This window comes from Streptomyces sp. NPDC058000 (assembly GCF_042886435.1).
GTDB lineage: Bacteria > Actinomycetota > Actinomycetes > Streptomycetales > Streptomycetaceae > Streptomyces.
Genome location: NZ_JBHVQS010000056.1, coordinates 1 through 15,930 on the forward strand (window position 1 = coordinate 1; position 15,930 = coordinate 15,930).

Here is a 15,930-nt window from a genome sequence, read left to right on the forward strand (position 1 = left end):
TGAGTTGCGCACGAGTCACACAGGAGTCCTACCCGATCAGCACTCCGTCCGGGACTCAAAACTCGATTCTGATCACAACCACAGACAGCCCCTAGTACTCCAGCAGGACTTTGCAGCTTGACCTGGGACGATGCAGGCGGGCTGGAATGTAGCTGGGGTGTGAGGCATCAGGGGCGGCTTCCCGCTGGCCGCCCCTCGAACGCGTGACAGCGCCTTCGGTAGTGGCACGGCGGGCCACCGCCTGCCGTGCCCTCGCCGTAGGCGGAGATCTTCGCGGCGACGGCCCCCAGCCCCATCGTGGCCATGAGGAAGGTCGCTATCGCCTCCGGTGAGTCGTCGAAGCCGCAGGCGCGCTGGAGGGCGGTGCCGCCGCCCAGGGAGATGAAGCCGCCGGGCAGGGCCGCGGCCCTGCCCCAGCCGCCGGCCCGCTCCAGTACCAGGACCTCGGCGCCGGCCCGGGCCGCCTCACGGCGGCCGCGGCGCCGGCCACGCCGTACCCGGCGACCACCACGTCCGCCGTCAGGTCCCAGCTGCCGACGTCCGCCGCTGCCTACGGTCGCATGTCGTCGTCTCCTCGCCTCGCCTCGCGGAATGCGGGCAGGAGCGTAGGGCAGCGGTGCCGGGCCGGACATCATGAGGCTCCCGGTGACTGGGAAAAGGCCCTACCGGGGCCGCCGGGGGTCACTGCCAGCGGCGTTTGACGACCACGGTGTTGGCGGCCTTGTCGTGCATGCACTGCCGGAACGGCTCGTTCCAGATGCAGGACAACACGTTGATGAGGCCCAGGATCGGCACCATGCCGATGCCCAGGTAGCACAGCCAGCGCCCCAATGCGTGACCGAAACCGAGCTTGTTACCTGTCTCGATGTGGACGACGCGCAGGCCGCAGATGGCTTTGCCCAGGGTGCCGCCCATCGCCATCGTCAGCGGTTCGAAGAGGAGGAGGACGAGCACCTCCCAGGCAATGAGGCTGAGAGCCGTGGGCATGAGGCCGCTGTCGCCGGACTTGAACGCGCTTTTCATCCAGGCATACACCGCAATCCAGACACCCAGGGTCAGCACCAGGATGATCAGGTAGTCGATGAAGCGGGCGAGCAGGCGCAGGCCGGGGACCGCGAGCGCCTGCGGGGGCGGGCCTTGCGGCCGCCCCATCTGCGGCTGAAGGGGCTGCGGCGCCCCGTAAGGCGGCACGGGGGCCTGCGGCGGATACGGCTGAGGCGGTACGGGTGCGCCCTGCGGCTGTCCGTACTGCTGTTGCCCGTACGGCGGCTGTCCGTACTGCGGCTGCGCGGGGCCGAAGCCGGGGCCGGGCTGGTTGGGGGGCGGAGGCGACTGGAAGGTACTCACAGAAGGCGATCCAAGCCGATACCCCGGCACCGCGACAACCCGGGGTGCACGAACCGGGCCGCATGGAGAGGCGATTGTGCGACGTGCCCGCGGCCAAGCAGGGGGAGAAGTTGTCAAGTCTGCGCTGCCGCACGCCCGCAGCTCACTCTCCGGCGCCCTGCTGGCGTGGTGCTACCCGGCGTTGCTGCTCGGTCGGTGGTTCTTCGGCGAGCAGCCTGGCCGCGAGGGCGGCGTCGGTACCGCTGTTCAGCAACGGCGGCAAGCGCCCGGAGATGATCGTCACCGACACCGCCTCGTATGCGGCATCTCTTCGGCCTGCTCACGCTCGCCGGGTTCGCGTACGCGCCGCAGCCGGCGGGCCTGCCCGACCAGAAGATGTGGCGCATCGACCGCGCCGCCGATTACGGCGCCTTCCAGGACGCGGCCCGCGGCCGGGTCGACCTCGCACGGGTCGAGCGGCACTGGGAGGACATCCTGCGGATCATCGACTCCCTCCACACCGGAGCCGTCCGCGCCTACGACGTGATCCGCATGCTCACGCGCGACGGACGGCCCACCCCGCTCGGCGACGCGATCGCCCACTACGGGCGGATCGCCAAGACCCTGCACATCCTGCGCCTGGCCGACGAGCCCGGCTACCGGCGGCAGATCAAGGTGCAGGCCAACCTGGACGCCGGCTACGACTCGGACAGGACCCGCACCGAACTCAGCGCCCGCAAGCTGCACGGCCGCATCGCGCACAAGGGCGAGAAGGCGCCGATCCAGGTGAGCCAGCGGTGGCATGTCGAGCGCACCCATGCCTGGCAGAACGCCTTCCACCGGCTCGCCCGCTGCTACGAACGCCGCACCACCGTCATCAACGCCTTCTTCGACCTCGCCGACACGATCATCACCATCCGCAGCCTGATCCGCCGCGCGTGGACGACCCACCGTTGGGACCGCCGCCCGAACCTCCGTCCATGACCGACGAGCTCTTATGCACGCCGCCGTGGCGGCTGGCCTCGGTGTCGGCCAGCGAGTTTCGTGCCGCCTCGTACGGCTACCCGTGCGGGCGGTCGCGGGCCGGTTCCCCTGGAGTTGACGGTTGTCTCAGGACGAACGAACGCCGTTTCCCCGAGCGCGCCTCAGCGCGATGTGGGTCAGCTAGGCCATCCCGAAGGTGGAGGGCAAGGCGGTGTTGTCGGCAGGGCCGGGAACGGCGGAGCAGATCGCCATGACGGCCGGCGGTGTCCAGACCCGCAGCAACGTGTGGTGAACGGCCGTCGAACCCGGAGCGAGCCTGCGCAGGAAGGGGACGAGAAGGCCGATCACGCCGAACGGGATGGTGAGGCCCGTATGCTTCACCGCCTCGAACACCGTCCAGGCGAGCAGGAAGAGCCCGAGCACACCCCAGGCCAAACGTGCCGCCCAGAACACCGGACTCGTCGTGGCACTGGCGGTCTCACGCGTCATCCTGTCTCTCTCTTCCCGTGTCACGTGCTCAAGTGTCGGGACAGCACCTGCTCCTCGGGGACTGGCGCGGTGGTGAGCACCGGGTTGACGCGGAGCACCAGCCGCAGCACCTCGGGATCGCGCTCGGTCTTGGTCGGGCTAACTTGCTAGCATGCTAGCAACGAGTTAGCCTGGACTCGTGGGCGATGAGGAAGTCAAGCAGTTCAACGTGTACCTGCCGATCGGGCTGATCAAGCAGGTGAAGTACCGCGCCATCGAGTCGGGCATGTCGCTGTCGGCACTGGTCGCCGAGGCGCTGCGTGCCTACCTCGACGACGCCCATGGGCAAGAGCGTCAATCGACCGAGAAGGAGGCATGACATGGCGACCGAGGGAATCGAGGCCCTGTTCCTGGAGACCCACAACTGGGGCAAGGCGGCACGTTTCTTCCAGGCGCTGGGCTACGAGCTGGAGTTCGAGACGGGCCACAGCTCCGGCCAACTCCGCAATGGCGACGGTCCCTACGTCTTCATCGCGGAGGTCCCCGAGGACCGGGAGCCTCAGATGCAGGTCGTGCTGAAGGTGCCGGAAGCGGACGCGTTCCGTGCCGATCCGGCCGTCGAGGTGGTGACGCCGTTCCAGGACACCCACTTCGGGACCAGGTTGATGACGGTCCGTGACCCCGACGGGCGGCTGTGGAGCCTCCAGGCTCCGGTCAAGAACTGACTGCGACGGAGAAAGGGAACACCATGGCAGACGAACCGACCGCGGCGCCGGACGGCACCGCGGTTCGGACCGCCCTCTGGCGGGCGATGCACGTCCAGGTCGACCGGCCGCCCCACGTGTTCGAGGACGAGATCGGCCTGGAGCTGGCGGCCCCCGACGACGACTGGCGCCGCCGCCCCGACATGGACCCGCACCTCACCAGCGGGTTCCGGGCGGCCATGGCGGCCCGCGCCCGGTTCATCGAGGACCTGATCATCGAGCAGGCCGACCGCGGCGTCCCCCAGTACGTCATCCTGGGAGCCGGGCTGGACACCTTCGCCCAACGCAGGCCGGAGACCGCCTCCCGCCTGCGGGTCTTCGAGGTCGACCAACCCGGCCCGCAGGCGTGGAAGCGCCGTCGGTTGGTCGAACTGGGCTACGGCATCCCCGACTGGCTGCAGCTGGTGCCGGTCGACTTCGAGGCGAGCGAGGACTGGCTGAAGAAGCTGATTGCCGTCGGCTTCGACCCCGGCCAGCCGGCGTTCATCGCGTCCACCGGCGTCACGATGTACCTCACCGAGGACGCCACTGCGGCCACCCTGCGCCAGGTCGCCGGGCTCGCCCCCGGTTCCACGCTCGTGATGACCTTCCTCCTGCCGCCCGAACTGCTCGACGAGGCCGATCGCCCCGGCCTGCGGGCGAGCAGGGAAGGTGCGCGCGCGTCCGGAACGCCGTTCATCAGCTTCTACACCCCGGAGGAGATGCTGGCCCTCGCCCGCGAATCCGGTTTCGCGGACGTCCGACACGTGTCGGGGGCTTCGTACGCCGGGCGCTACTTCGCCGATCGCACCGACGGCCTTCGCCCGTCGACCGGAGAGGACGTGCTGCTCGCCGCCACCTGACCCTCGTCGACCCGTCGAATCGGGCAAGGATGGTCCAGCCGGTCGCCGCTGCGTCGTAGCCGCGACCGAGGTGTTGGTCGGGGCGCCCCGGCTTTCAATCGGCAGAGTCTGCCTCCGTCAATGACGGACCAGCCCGACCATGATCGGACGCGCATAGGTCTGGCCAGTGGTCACAGAACGTCACAGCTCCGTGATTCGTTCAGTAGCTATGCCAGTTCTGCTGGCATGGGCCTATGGAGCCTACCTGCGCAAGCTCTTAAGCACGCCGCCGAAATGGGCACGAAGGTGGCCGGCGTCGGCGACCCGCTCCAGCTGCGCGCGGTCGGTTCTGCGCGCGCACCGGATCGGGAGCGGCCTGTGGGCGGACCTGGTCCACCTGCACCGCACCACCCACGCGGACCTGGTCCTGGTACACCACGCCGAACTGCCGGACGGCCTCGCGCATCTGTTGCGCCACTGCGATCACCGCGTCATCGAAACCCTCGCCGGGATGGAGAAGTTGCACCCGCCCGCGGCGGCGTCTGCGAAGTCCTGGTCGGGTGGGCGGGGGTGGTGTTCTTCCGGCACGCGATGAGCTGCCCGACCGGGCTGTGAAATGAAACAATGTTCTGTTGTTTCATTGTGTGTTTGCGGTAGGGTGATCCTTATGGCAGAAGGCCCTCTGGATGCAGCGCGCCGGCGACTGGCCGCGCTGGCGGACGATTCCACCGCCGAATGCGCTCCCGCCCGCCGTCTGGAACAGGACGCCGCCCTGCTGGGGCGGCTGCTCGCCACCGTCGCCGGCCAGCGGCAAAACGGCGACGGGCAGGGGGACATGGCGGATGAGGTGGCCGCTGCGCTGAATCTGTTCGACCAGATGCGCGTGGCGCTGGATCAGCTGGAGACGCAGGTGGTCGTGGAGGCGCGGCGTTGCGGGATGGACTGGAAGCAGATCTCCCGGCACCAGGGCTTCAACTCCTCGCAGGCTGCCTCCCAGCGTTACCAGCGGTTGACCACCCGCCTCGAAGAGATCCGCCAGGGCATCCGGTAAGAGAGTGAAGCAGCAGATGACCGATCAGCCGCAGGGATTGTTCGACGCCATCGACTTGCTCCTCCGGGCCGTCGACGACAACACGCTGCTGCCCGCGCCCTCCGAGCGGGTCCGGCTGCGCGAGGCCGCGGGACTGACCGAGGCCGCCGTCGCCCAGGCCCTGGGGGTACGGGTCCAGAGCATCCAGGCGTGGGAGGCGGGCCGAGCCGAGCCCAAGAGTCAGCGCCTGGAGGCCTACCGCAAGTTGCTCGACGGCCTCGCCCACCGCTTCCCCACCTCCTCCCGGCCGTCGGCTTCGACGACGGATGCCCGGCCGGAAGGTGCCGCTGCACCGGCGCCTGAAGCCGGTGCCGCTGGCCCGGCTGACACTGTCGGCGCGACATCGGAAGCGGAATCCCCGCAGCAGCCGGGCCCCGAGCCGTCCCTGAACGCCCCCGAGTCCGCTGCCCCGCAGCCGCAGCCGCAGACGCGGCGGTTGCTGTCTGCCGCGGAGCTGCCGCCGACCGCGTACCGTCCCGATGGCCTGGTGGTGCAGGGCGAGCCTGAACCGTGCATCCGCTGCGGCGTGGTGACCCCCTTCAAGGCCACCGACGGCCGTTCCCTCCACCCCGGCGCGATGTGCCAGCCCTCCGTCACCCCGTCGCCGACCACGGCAACGCCCCAGACCACCCCCGCAGCCCCATCGACCCCGGCCGTGCCTGCCCGGCCGTCCCCGACTCCCGCGCGCATCCCGTCGCGGCCGCAGCGTCGAGCCCAGTCCTCCGCCCGCGCCCAGTCCGAGACCAACAACCTCATCGTCCAAGCGGTCCATGAGGAGTTGGAGCGTGCCGAGGGCGATGCGGACGCCGCGCTGCAGGCGTTGGTCAAGCGGGCGATCCCGGACGTGATGCGGTTGTTCGAGGAGACCCGTGCGACTGCCCGCTACCAATACACCGCCTATCCCTCCCTGCCGGACATCCTGCACAAGCCCTCGAAGCGGGAGCCGGACCAGATCTGGGAGGCCCGCCCCAACTTCCACCACCCCCACTACTCCCTCAAAGCCCCCGGCGACGTCCAGGTCACCGCCCTGGACGCCAACGCCGCCTACCTCTCCGCGCTCAAGTGCTGGCTGCCGATCGGAAAGTTGGAACACCACGCCGGCAGCGACGGCGTGGACCCGAAGCGCTCCGGCGTCCACCTCATCACCCCCGCACCGTGGAGCCACCCCCACCTACCCGACCCCCTCGGCGACCGCGAGGAACCCGGCGCCCTGTGGATCACCGACGCCACCCTGCGCCTGCTGCTGCGCCTGTCCGGCCCGAAGTACGGCCTGATCGAAGCGCCGACCGTTCACGAGTCCTGGACATCCGGTGCGACGGAGAACTTCCTCGACGCCCTGCGCAAGGTCCTGGCCGCCGCCCGCGACACCGCCCTCGCCCAGGACGACTCGATCACCGAGGGCTATGTGAAGGCGATGTACTCGAAGTTCATCTCGACGATGGGGGAGTCGATCCACAACCGCGAGATCCAGCGCCCCGACTGGATGCACATCATCCACAGTCAGGCCTACGCCAACCTCTGGGGCAAGGCATACAAGGCCCACCAGGCCGGCTTGGAGGTCATCGCCATGATGGGCACCGACGAACTCCACGTCGCCGGCGACTGGCGGCAGGTCTTCACCGAAGGCCGCGGCCTGACCCAGATGAAGATCAAGCACAGTGACGCGAAAGCCTCTGGTGAGTACACCGTCGGCCAGGTGGCCCGCTGATGGCTCTGGATTCGCGCTGGCGCCGGATCGGCCACTACGGCGCCCGGGCCCTGCCTGGCTGGGTCTGCACCGCCGAAGGCATCGACAGGATGGTCACCGGCATCGAATCACCCGTCACCTCCGAACGTGGCCTGACCGCCCGCCTGCGCTACCTCACCGCCTCCGACGCAGGCTACGAAGCGATGGACCGCGCCGGCATCCACGTCCGCCCCCGCACCCTCATCGCCTGGCTCGCCGAGGAGCGAACCCCCAGCAAGGCCAACCTCGCGCGCCTGGACGTGGCGTACTGGGACCTGCGGCGCCGCAACGTCGTCGCCGACCTCAAACGCCGCCTGACCAACCGCGGCCGCGGCACCCGCGTCGAGATCGACCCCGCCGACCAGACCCAGGTCGACCCCCGCCACCGCCGTGACGTGGAGACGCGTTCGATCAACGTCCGCGGTCTGATCTGGGACCGGGCCGTCGATGCGTGGATCGCGCACGACGCGCGTGAACTCGAAGCGATCTGGGACGAGATCATCCAAGGCGGCCTGGGCACCGACTGGGACGCCTACACCTACGTCTCCTCCGTCGGCTGGGCCGCCTGACCACTGCGGAAGGCGCCCCTCCTCCACGACCAGGTCTGCCCGCACGCCAGGAATGGGGAACAGTGTTTTCCTACCGGACCGTCTGCATCCCGCAGTGCAGCCAGTGCGACACCGCGGTCACCGAACTCGACGGCGGCGGCCGGCCCGTGCTCGCCGAGTCGATGATCCTGGCTGAGCCGCTGCGCGAGCGCCTGGTTGCCGACGGCTGGCAGCTCACCTCCGGCCGGGCCCGGAACTCTCGGGAGGCCAAGGCCCCGCTGCTCGGCGACAAGCTCACCTGCCCTGCCTGCCATAGTGCGCGCCGGAGGGAGCGCGCCGCGTACGAGCGCCGGCAGCGCGCTGTTCTCGACCGCCCCCGGGTGAAGACCCTCGACCTCCTAAGCGGCTCGGTGCCGGCTGGACGCTGACCCAGCGCGAGGGCGACGCCGAGAAGCAGACGTGGCTGGTCGAGCACGACGGTACGGTGCACGGCCTGGTCCGCCGCTACCACCGCAACGACGGCACCTGGTCCAAGGGCTGGGAGGCTCTGCTCGACGGTGGCACCGGCTTCGTCCGGGAGCCCGCCACCGGCGCTGCTGCTTGGACCGACCGGTCCAGCTTCCTGTGGCGCAGCCGCGACCTGGCCGCCGGGGGCATCGCCCACCGCCCCGACTTCCGCGCCCCCAACCTGCTTGGGCCGCCCGCACGGCGAAGGCGCCCGCGTAACCACCGGGCCGCTCTGCCCGGCCCCGGCTCCGGGTCCGCGCGTCGGTGACCGCAACCGCCGCCCGGCGCACGGCTGATGCGGCTTGTGCTGCCGCGTCACCGTGAGACCTCGCCCGGCCGTTGGGGCCGGGCCAGGGTGGTCCACTGCTTGGCTGCCGCGGGGCCGTGTGGTCGGGCCGCGCTGACCCGCGGTAATCCGGCCCCGCGCCACCGGCCGGTCCCGGGTCCGTAGCCCGCCGGCGGCTGCGCCGGCGTGAGCCGGCCGTGGAGCAGTTGCTGGTAACTCCCGCCCCGGCTCCGGCCTCGGTGGCACCTGGTTGGTGGTGTAGACGGCGGCGGAGGAGTCGGCGCTGCGGGGATTGGCCGTCGTCGAGAGGGGTGTCGTCGGGGTGCCGTTGTCGACGGTCGGCCTGCTGGCTGCTGAGGACTCACCTCCGCCGATGCCGGTGCCGGTGCCGATGTCCGGGCCGTTGGCTGCCGAGTTGGCTCGGGTCGCTGGCGGCCCGAGCGCGTCCGTCGAGGTGGCCCGGCTGTTGGTGCTCGTGTTCGCCCAGCGAGGGCGTGCCGGCGCGAGTCGGCGGGGGGCTGCTGGCAGCTCTCGTCCCGGCTCTGCCTTGGTGGTGGTGGCCCGGGCGGCGCCGGTTGCGCCCTGCTGCGGGGCGGCTGAGTGTGGGGATGGCCTCACGCCATGGCCCATTCCAGCCGAGTTCGGCGAGTTGTTGGAGCCTGTCGGCGGTGAGCTTGCCGCGCCTGCTTTTGGTGTTGGGTTGGAGTGCCCTGTGGGCATGTGGCACACGGAGCCCTGCGGGCGGTCCGCCGGTTCGCATCTGGTTTCACACCCGTTCGGTGAATCCGGCAGCGGGCCCGCCGGTGCTGCGGCATTGTCGTCTCGGGGCCCGCTCGGGGTGCCAAGGGTGTGGGCAGAGCGGTGGAGGGCTGTCATGGGTGAGCGGGAGACGTGGACGACGGAGGAGTTCGGCTCTTCCCACGAGGGTGCGGTCGGCGTGCTTCTGGCCGACGGCACCGTCCCGGCCTCCGTCTTCTTCGATACGGGCTCCGGTGCGCACGGCCGGTCGGTGTCGCAGTGGAGCGTGTACGACGGCGGGATCGCGCACGGGCCGCGGGCGGCCGCACTGCGCGCGGTGTGCTCCTGCGGCTGGAACGGACCGGAACACCGCCTGGACTGGGACGCGATCGGCGAGCAGAAGCTGACCGAGGCAGCTCACGGCCTGGCGGATACCTGCATGGAGGACTGGGACACGCACACCGCCGGCGTCGAACAGTCGGCCCTCCCTCTCCCGGAGACGGTCACCGTCTTGCTGGCCCGACTGCAGGAGGAGATCGAGAAGCTGGCGAAGACCTCACCGCTGGCGGCCGTAAGGGCAGCCCGCCGGCTGGAGGTGACCGCCGCACAGGTCGGGTACTGGCCGGCCCACGATGCCCGGCAGGACACGACAGTCGAACAGGCCGCCGCAGCCCTTGGCTTGAACGAGGACGCGGCCCGCAAGCTGATGGCCCGCTTCGGCGGCTGGAGCCCCTACCGCTGATCACGGATGGGTGCTGCACCGCTTGACCGCTGCGGGCACTTGGGTGGGTTGTCGACCCAACTCCTCGCACTGGCAGGGGCATGTGCTCATTCGGTGATGGGGTAGCGCGGAGCCTGCGGGCCCTCGATCGTGATCCACTGGAGTTCGGTGAATGCCTCCAGTCCGGCCCGTCCGCCGGACTTGCCGTAGCCGCTGTTCTTCACCCCGCCGAAGGGGATCTGCGGTTCGTCGTCGAGGGTGGCACCGTTGATGTGGCACATGCCTGTGTTGATGCGCTTGGCCAGGTTCAGGGCGAGGGGGATGTTGCGGGTGAAGATGGCCGAGGTGAGGCCGTAGTCGTTGTCGTTGGCTACGCGCAGGGCCTCTTCGTGGCCGTCGACGGTGATGACGGTGACCATGGGGCCGAAGGACTCCTCCTGGTAGACGTGCATGCCCGGTGTGACATCGGCCAGCACGGTCGGGGCGAAGCACGGGCCGTTGGCCGTTCCTCCCGCCAGCAGGCGTGCGCCCGCTTCGACGGCGTCCTGGACCAGGTCGGTCAGGCGGGAGACGGTGTTCTGGCCGACGACGGGGCCGAGCACGGTCTGCGGGTCACGGGGGTCGCCGTAGGTGACGGTGCCGGCCAGGGCGGCAAGGCGCCGGGTGAACTCGTCCGCGATGGCGCGGTCGACGATGACGCGTTCGGTGGACAGGCAGCCCTGGCCCGAGTTGGCGAACGCGCCGAAGCCCACTGCGCTGACCGCGTGGTCGAGGTCGGCGTCGGCGAGGACGATGACCGGTGCCTTGCCGCCGAGTTCGAGGATGGCCGGCTTCAAGTGCGAGGCGGCCTTCTCGCCGATGATGCGGCCGACTCGGGTGGAGCCGGTGAAGTGGACGCGCCGGACGGCCGGGTGTGCGATGAGTGCGTCGACCACGTCGGGGGCGTCCTCGGGTGCGTTGGTGACCAGGTTGAGCACCCCGTCGGGCAGTCCGGCCTCGGTGAAGCACTCGGCGACCAGGCCGTGGGTGCGCGGTGTCTGCTCTGCGGCCTTCATCACGACGGTGTTGCCGAGGACGAGTGCCGCCGGGAGCGAGGCGCCCACCAGCAGCGCCGGGGCGTTCCAGGGAATGATGCTCGCGACCACGCCGACCGGCTTGCGGATCGCGATCGAGGTGCGCCCCGAGGTCTCGGAGGGGATGACCTGGCCGGTCAGGCCCTCGTGGGCGGCGCTCGCCGCGTAGCGGATCTTCTCGGTGAGGACCTTGACGTTGTAGGTGCCCCAGGTGGCGGGGCCGCCCATCTCGGCGGTGATCGCCTCGGCCAGGTCCTGGGCCCGCGCTTCCAGCTTCTCGGCCGCTGCCCACAGGATGCGGCGGCGCTCGCTCGGTGCCAGCGCCGCCCAGGCGCCGAATGCCTGCTCGGCTGCATCGGCTGCGCGCACGACGTCCGCGGCGCACGCGGCGGCGGCGCGGGAGGCCACCTTGCCGGTGAACGGGTCTTGTGCCGCGTAGATCCGGCCGTTCGCCGCCGGCTGCCAGACGCCGCCGATCAGCAGCCGCTGGATGGGGGTCTCGGTGGTGGGGGTCATGTGCTCTCCCGTCCCGCTCGCCCCGCCCACAGGGGGAGGGGCGAGCGGTGGTGGTGTGCGGGCGTCCGGGTTACCGCTGGGCGGCCAGGCCGTCGCGGTGGATGCGGGTCTGCTCGGCGACGCGGCGGCCGAGGTGGCGCGCGGTGCTCAGGTCGGCGTCGTGGACGGCGGCGGTGTCGTTGAAGCTCTGCGCACCGGCGCCGAGGTAGAAGCCGAGCCGGTTGTCGTCCTCGGGGCTGGAGGTCGTGGTGTTCCAGCCCGGCAGCAGGCCCAGGCTCACCCAGAGCATCCCGTGCTGGGCGGCCAGGAGGGCGAAGTACTGCAGGGTGTGCATCTTGTCGCCGCTCATGGAGCCGGAGTTGGTGAATCCGGCGGCGAGCTTGTCGCTCCAGGCGCGGGTCATCCATCGCTTGCTGGTGGCTTCGGCGAAGGTGTGGAAGGCCCCGGAGGCGGTGCCCATGTAGGTGGGGGAGCCGAAGATGATGGCGTCGGAGCCGTCCAGCACCTCCCAGTCCGCATCGCTGAGGGAGGCGACGTCCACGCGGTGGACCTGCGTCCCGGAAACGGAGTGGGCGCCGTCGGCCACGGCCGTGGCGATCTGCGCCGTGTGACCGTAACCGGAGTAGGAGGCGATGCTGATCGAGATGTCGGACACGGTTGTTTCCTCTCATGGCGCCGGCGAGTGCTGGCGCGGCGTCTTCGAATGCCGACGAGGTGGACGACGAGGTGGACTGACTGACCGTCCGCTCGGGCGGCGAAGGGGTGTGGGACGCGCTCGTACGGCACGTGGTACGCGGCCGGAACGAGAGGCCCATGGACCCCTGTGTTGGTGCGGGCCTGTGGAGGATCAGCCCTTGATCGACGATCACCTTTATCGGTGATCCGCTATTCAGCGTAGCACCGATAAGGCGGCGATACGCAAAAAGGCGTATCGTTGTTCCATGGATGAGGGAAGGCACGCCGCCAGGCATCGGGTTCTGCAGGTCGCAGCCGAGCTGCTGGAGGAGGGAGGCAGCGAGGCGGTTTCCACGCGGGCCGTCGCCACCGCGGCAGGGATCACAGCGCCGGCGCTGTACCGGATGTTCGGGGACAAGGACGGACTGCTCGCCGAGCTGGCCACCCACGGATTCGAGATGTACCTGGCCGACAAACACGAGGCACTGTCCCGATCCGAGGACCCGGTGGCCGATCTCCACCGGGGCTGGGACCTGCACGTCGACTTCGGCCTGCGACACCCCGCGTTCTACCTGCTCATGTACGGAACGGCCCGCCCCGGCCGCAAGCCCCCGGCCGCCGACGAGGCACACGCCCTGCTGGTGAACCTGCTGGACCGAGCCGCCGCCGACGGGCGCCTGCGGGTGCCGGTGGAGGAGGCGACCCACGTGGTCCACGCCGCGACAACCGGCGCCACCCTGGCGCTGATCGGCGAAGAAGCGCCGCAGCGGAAACTGTCGACCTCGACACGACTGCGGAACATCGTCATCGGGTCCATCACCACCGACCCACCCGTCGCAACCGGCACGGACCGGGCATCCCGAGCGCTCGCACTCGATGCCGCGCTCACCCTCGAAGACGGCGCAGCGCCCCCCTTGCGTGATACCGAGACCGCGCTGCTACGCGACTGGCTGCGCCGCCTCGCCGAGTAGACCTGGCTTCTGCCGGGTCGTTGCCGGGCCCGTTCGCGGTGGGAGGCACGCCGCGCCGGGCTGCCGCGGGGTGGCCCTCACCCCTCGGCCGCGGCCGCGGACCGTTGTCGTCCGGGCTCGACGAGCCCGGCTTCACGTCCTGGACGAGCACGCCGAACACCGGCTGCTGGCCGAGGAGATGACCGGCGCGTGGCCGGCCGCCCCGGTTCCTTTGACTGCGCCGGCCGTTGCGCCGCCCCGCACCGGCTGTCGCCGACCCGCCGCCGAGTTCCGACCCCGGGGCGTTGCCCGGCCAGGGGAGTGCCGCCCGTTCAGCTGGTGTCCCTGCCTGACTCTGAGATTGATCTTGCCGTGAGGGTATGGGAGATCAGCTGACTGTGTAGCTCGGTCTTCTCGATCCCGGACCGGCTGGCCTGTACCGCACGCTGACCGTTTGCGCCGTCCGGGCGCGGAGCGTAACGCCGAACCCATGCCTGATCAGTCCTTGACCGCCCGGATGGGATAGGGCGCTGGGGTGACGTCGATTTCGTTCATGTACCCGGCGTACAGCCGGTAGCGACGCCGCGCTTCGCCATGGCGGCCGGCCGCTGCCAACAGGCAGACCAGGGCGAGGTGGGTGTCCTCGTCGTACGGATCGCGTTCCAGCAGTCGAAGCCTGTAGTGGATCTCCGCGTAGGTGTCACGGTTCTCGGCAGCCGCCGCAGCGAGCCTGGCGAGCAGTTCCGCATGGGTCGCCTGGGCCTCCTCCCGCAGAGCCGTGGCCCACTGCGCATAAGGGTCGTCCGCCAAGACGTCGCCGCGGTACAGGCCCTCGGCGGCCGTCAGCGCCGCGAAGGCGTGCTCGGCCGACCGCTCGGCCACTCCCAGCGCGTGGCGTGCGGTGGCCAGGAACTCCTGCACGTCCACGTGCAGCCGGGCCAGGCCCACCACCTGCTTGTCCGCGACGATGAAGTGGTCCTGTGCCATGCGGCGCTGTGGATCCAGCACCAGGCGGAGGATGGACAGTGCCACCGACAGCCGGTTTCCGCACAGGGCTGGATCCTGTTCGGGCCACAAGGCCTCCATCAGCAGTTCACGCGGTGTGGGCAGTCCCCGTCTGGCCACCAGGAGCTTGAGCAGGTCCCGTGCCTTCTTCGACTGCCACTCCTCGGCCCGGACCGAGCAGCCGTCCCGGACGACCTGGAAGCCGCCCAGCACCCGCACGCTCACCGATGGGCGTAGGCCCGCCGCCGCCCGGTTGAGCAGCCCCGCAGCCTCCCCGGCCCCGGCGCCCACCCCGAACTGGCCCAGCCAGGCGGTCGCCTCACGCACCCGCGTCGCGCCGGCACCCTCAAGCCGTGCCCGTGCGACGGCGACCCTGGCCACGGCCATCGGCCGCTGCGCAGCGGACCACATCGCCTCGGCGTCCCGCAACAACCCTTGCCGCGTACCAGAGTCGGCGGCACACATAGCCTCCAGCTCCAGCAGTTCGGCGAACACGGCTCGGCACCCCTGCGCACCCGGCTCGTTGGCCGCCTGCCAGGCCGCCTCGGCGGCCGCCTCGCGGCGCCCGCCCGTCAGGGCGATCCAGCCGCCCGCCAGCAGGGCGCGGATCCGCGGCGGACCGGCGCACCCCTGCCCGGCCCGGGATGCCAGAACTGCCGCCGCGTGGGGTTCGCTGACCCCCCGGGACACCGCGAGGCCGGTCAGTGCCGAGGACAGAGTCTGACGGTCGCCGGATTGCTCGGTGAGGACCGCTGCCTCCTGGTACGCCGCCCGGGCCGGCCCCAGCTCACCACGCTCCCGGTGGACATCACCGACACCGAGCAGCGCCGGTGCTCCCAGCGCCAGGCCCACGCCGTCCCCCAGCCGGTGATACTCCGTGAGCGCACTGGCGAACTCGGCTGCGGCCCGGTCGAGTTCACCGAGCGCCAGCAGCGCGGCGGCCCGGCGGCACCGCCCCGACAGCACCAGAGGGACCGCGAGGGCTGCGTCCCCGCCAGCCACACCCAGTGCGCCGTCCAGTTCGGCAAGCACCTCTCGGGGCTCTCCCCGCTCGATCCGCTGCTGCGCCGTGCCCACCACCGCCAGCAGCCACAACAGGGGATCGCCCACCGCACGGGCGGTGTCCTGCGCGCACTGCCGGTGGTGCTCGGCGGCCGCACAACGGCCGTCCGCGGCCGCCACGGCCGAGGCCGTGGTGCGGGCCGCCACACAGGCGTACGGATCATCGCAGCGGTCCAGCGCGGCCACGGTGCGCCGGGCGAGGGTCTGGGCCTGCCGCAGCGCCCCCCGGGCGCAGTGGGCGGCTGCGGCCCAGGCCGTCGCCGTGATCTCCTCGGGCGTGTGCAACTCGCCGGAGGCCAGGTGCCGGTGGGCGGCGACTGCCCGTTCCGGTTCGCCCAGCAGTTGGTAGACCGCGACCAGCCGGCCGTCCGTGCCGGACCGGTCGCGCAACAGGTGTGCGACCGCCGTACATCGTGCTTCCTCGCCGTCAGGTAACTGGTGACTCGGTGCTGCCGTCTGCGTGATGGTCATCCCCGCCCCCTCCGTGCCGTCCGTCGCGCGGCGCTTCCACACTCACCGCGATCCGGGATCACCGGATCGCCCCGCGACGAGTGTGCTCGGCGGCGCGCGGGCGGCGAATCCGGGCGCCTTCTGTTCCTGTATGGAGGTTCTCCGCCATCCCGGGGGGAGGCATGCGTGCTGTACAGGGAAAAACGGTCAAGCGACACTT

The 15,930-nt window shown here is 70.7% G+C and carries 18 protein-coding genes and 2 pseudogenes; 13 read left to right on the forward strand and 7 right to left on the reverse strand.

Annotated elements, in window-relative coordinates; genetic code table 11:
- Positions 1-167: 167 nt before the first annotated feature.
- The 3 genes from ACFVT2_RS34625 to ACFVT2_RS34635 all read right to left on the reverse strand — a co-directional run bounded on the left by ACFVT2_RS34625 (position 168) and on the right by ACFVT2_RS34635 (position 1,630).
- Positions 168-632: a hypothetical protein gene (locus ACFVT2_RS34625; RefSeq protein ID WP_390024514.1), complete on the reverse strand. Its 465-nt coding sequence runs from the start codon at positions 630-632 to the stop codon at positions 168-170.
- A 49-nt stretch (positions 633-681) separates the two neighbouring features.
- Positions 682-1,347, reverse strand: a complete 666-nt coding sequence (locus ACFVT2_RS34630) for an RDD family protein (protein ID WP_390024516.1) — start codon at positions 1,345-1,347, stop codon at positions 682-684.
- A 142-nt stretch (positions 1,348-1,489) separates the two neighbouring features.
- Positions 1,490-1,630, reverse strand: a complete 141-nt coding sequence (locus ACFVT2_RS34635) for a hypothetical protein (protein WP_390024518.1) — start codon at positions 1,628-1,630, stop codon at positions 1,490-1,492.
- Between the two features lie 14 nt (positions 1,631-1,644).
- Between ACFVT2_RS34635 and ACFVT2_RS34640 the strand changes: the two are divergent.
- Together ACFVT2_RS34640 and ACFVT2_RS34645 are read left to right on the forward strand one after the other, a co-directional pair.
- Positions 1,645-1,956, forward strand: a pseudogene (locus ACFVT2_RS34640) (Tn3 family transposase); the annotation flags it as partial.
- 45 nt (positions 1,957-2,001) lie between these two features.
- Positions 2,002-2,310: pseudogene (locus ACFVT2_RS34645) on the forward strand (transposase); the annotation flags it as partial.
- A 180-nt stretch (positions 2,311-2,490) separates the two neighbouring features.
- Here the strand turns inward: ACFVT2_RS34645 and ACFVT2_RS34650 are convergent.
- Positions 2,491-2,823: a hypothetical protein gene (locus ACFVT2_RS34650; RefSeq protein ID WP_390024520.1), complete on the reverse strand. Its 333-nt coding sequence runs from the start codon at positions 2,821-2,823 to the stop codon at positions 2,491-2,493.
- A 154-nt stretch (positions 2,824-2,977) separates the two neighbouring features.
- Between ACFVT2_RS34650 and ACFVT2_RS34655 the strand changes: the two genes are divergently transcribed.
- The 10 genes from ACFVT2_RS34655 to ACFVT2_RS34700 all read left to right on the forward strand — a co-directional run bounded on the left by ACFVT2_RS34655 (position 2,978) and on the right by ACFVT2_RS34700 (position 10,000).
- Complete coding sequence (locus ACFVT2_RS34655) at positions 2,978-3,157, forward strand: CopG family transcriptional regulator (protein ID WP_119990337.1); 180 nt, start codon at positions 2,978-2,980, stop codon at positions 3,155-3,157.
- 1 nt (position 3,158) lies between these two features.
- Positions 3,159-3,503: a VOC family protein gene (locus ACFVT2_RS34660; RefSeq protein WP_390024522.1), complete on the forward strand. Its 345-nt coding sequence runs from the start codon at positions 3,159-3,161 to the stop codon at positions 3,501-3,503.
- 23 nt (positions 3,504-3,526) lie between these two features.
- Positions 3,527-4,384 (forward strand): class I SAM-dependent methyltransferase, encoded by an 858-nt coding sequence (locus ACFVT2_RS34665; RefSeq protein WP_390024524.1) that lies wholly within the window; start codon positions 3,527-3,529, stop codon positions 4,382-4,384.
- A 208-nt stretch (positions 4,385-4,592) separates the two neighbouring features.
- The gene (locus ACFVT2_RS34670; protein WP_390024526.1) at positions 4,593-4,958 is read left to right on the forward strand and encodes a hypothetical protein; all 366 of its coding nucleotides are present in this window, start codon (positions 4,593-4,595) and stop codon (positions 4,956-4,958) included.
- Between the two features lie 72 nt (positions 4,959-5,030).
- Positions 5,031-5,414 (forward strand): hypothetical protein, encoded by a 384-nt coding sequence (locus ACFVT2_RS34675; protein ID WP_390024527.1) that lies wholly within the window; start codon positions 5,031-5,033, stop codon positions 5,412-5,414.
- Positions 5,415-5,430: 16 nt separating this feature from the next.
- Positions 5,431-7,161 carry a multiprotein-bridging factor 1 family protein gene (locus tag ACFVT2_RS34680; protein WP_390024529.1) on the forward strand — a complete coding sequence of 577 codons (1,731 nt, stop codon included), beginning with the start codon at positions 5,431-5,433 and terminating at the stop codon, positions 7,159-7,161.
- Entirely contained in the window at positions 7,161-7,748 is a 588-nt protein-coding gene (locus tag ACFVT2_RS34685; protein WP_390024531.1) for a transcriptional regulator, read from the forward strand. The genes ACFVT2_RS34680 and ACFVT2_RS34685 overlap by 1 nt, the downstream gene beginning before the upstream one ends.
- A 62-nt stretch (positions 7,749-7,810) precedes the next feature.
- The gene (locus ACFVT2_RS34690) at positions 7,811-8,155 is read left to right on the forward strand and encodes a hypothetical protein (RefSeq protein ID WP_390024533.1); all 345 of its coding nucleotides are present in this window, start codon (positions 7,811-7,813) and stop codon (positions 8,153-8,155) included.
- A gap of 56 nt (positions 8,156-8,211) precedes the next feature.
- Complete coding sequence (locus ACFVT2_RS34695; RefSeq protein WP_390024535.1) at positions 8,212-8,502, forward strand: hypothetical protein; 291 nt, start codon at positions 8,212-8,214, stop codon at positions 8,500-8,502.
- Positions 8,503-9,394: 892 nt separating this feature from the next.
- Positions 9,395-10,000, forward strand: a complete 606-nt coding sequence (locus ACFVT2_RS34700) for a hypothetical protein (protein WP_390024537.1) — start codon at positions 9,395-9,397, stop codon at positions 9,998-10,000.
- 86 nt (positions 10,001-10,086) lie between these two features.
- Here the strand turns inward: ACFVT2_RS34700 and ACFVT2_RS34705 are convergent, their stop codons facing one another.
- Both ACFVT2_RS34705 and ACFVT2_RS34710 read right to left on the reverse strand, forming a co-directional pair.
- Positions 10,087-11,568: an aldehyde dehydrogenase family protein gene (locus ACFVT2_RS34705; protein ID WP_390024539.1), complete on the reverse strand. Its 1,482-nt coding sequence runs from the start codon at positions 11,566-11,568 to the stop codon at positions 10,087-10,089.
- 70 nt (positions 11,569-11,638) lie between these two features.
- Positions 11,639-12,223, reverse strand: coding sequence for a flavodoxin family protein (locus ACFVT2_RS34710; RefSeq protein WP_390024541.1), 585 nt, complete (start codon positions 12,221-12,223; stop codon positions 11,639-11,641).
- 286 nt (positions 12,224-12,509) lie between these two features.
- On the opposite strand from ACFVT2_RS34710, the gene ACFVT2_RS34715 reads away from it, so the two are divergent.
- Positions 12,510-13,214 (forward strand): TetR/AcrR family transcriptional regulator, encoded by a 705-nt coding sequence (locus ACFVT2_RS34715; protein WP_390024542.1) that lies wholly within the window; start codon positions 12,510-12,512, stop codon positions 13,212-13,214.
- A gap of 477 nt (positions 13,215-13,691) precedes the next feature.
- Here the strand turns inward: ACFVT2_RS34715 and ACFVT2_RS34720 are convergent, their stop codons facing one another.
- Positions 13,692-15,731, reverse strand: a complete 2,040-nt coding sequence (locus tag ACFVT2_RS34720; protein ID WP_390024544.1) for a BTAD domain-containing putative transcriptional regulator — start codon at positions 15,729-15,731, stop codon at positions 13,692-13,694.
- Positions 15,732-15,930: the final 199 nt, after the last annotated feature.